2 tRNA genes and 1 rRNA gene are annotated in these 545 nt (G+C 51.4%); all 3 read left to right on the forward strand.

The annotated features are described in order from the left end of the window. A 16S ribosomal RNA gene (locus tag H0X90_RS35325) occupies positions 1-83 on the forward strand; the annotation flags it as partial. A 63-nt stretch (positions 84-146) separates the two neighbouring features. Next, positions 147-223: transfer RNA gene (locus H0X90_RS35330), tRNA-Ile, on the forward strand. Between the two features lie 38 nt (positions 224-261). Continuing rightward, positions 262-337 (forward strand) — tRNA-Ala (locus tag H0X90_RS35335). Positions 338-545: the final 208 nt, after the last annotated feature.

Below are 545 nucleotides of genomic sequence, written 5' to 3' on the forward strand. Positions count from 1 at the left end.
CGGTCACCACGGTAGGATTCATGACTGGGGTGAAGTCGTAACAAGGTAGCCGTATCGGAAGGTGCGGCTGGATCACCTCCTTTCCAGAGCTATCTCGCGAAGTTGAGCGCTCACGCTTATCGGCTGTAAATTAAAGACAGACTCAGGGGTCTGTAGCTCAGTCGGTTAGAGCACCGTCTTGATAAGGCGGGGGTCGTTGGTTCGAATCCAACCAGACCCACCATTGTCTGGCGGTAACACACCTGAGGCAAATCTGTACATGGGGGCATAGCTCAGCTGGGAGAGCACCTGCTTTGCAAGCAGGGGGTCGTCGGTTCGATCCCGTCTGCCTCCACCAATCACCAACGCTAAGGGCTTGGTTCAGACACTGAACCGAGAATTTTGCATTGGCGATTGAGCCAGTCAGAGGATACAACAGTATCGGCTGTCGTTCTTTAACAATCTGGAAGAAGTAAGTAATTTGGATAGCGGAAGCGTCTTGAGATGGACGTGGAAACTATCCGGGTTGTGATTGTATCGATGTATCTCAAGATGATTCGAACTCT

The organism is Burkholderia sp. 9775_39, assembly GCF_015712225.1.
In the GTDB taxonomy this organism is placed as follows: domain Bacteria; phylum Pseudomonadota; class Gammaproteobacteria; order Burkholderiales; family Burkholderiaceae; genus Burkholderia; species Burkholderia cenocepacia.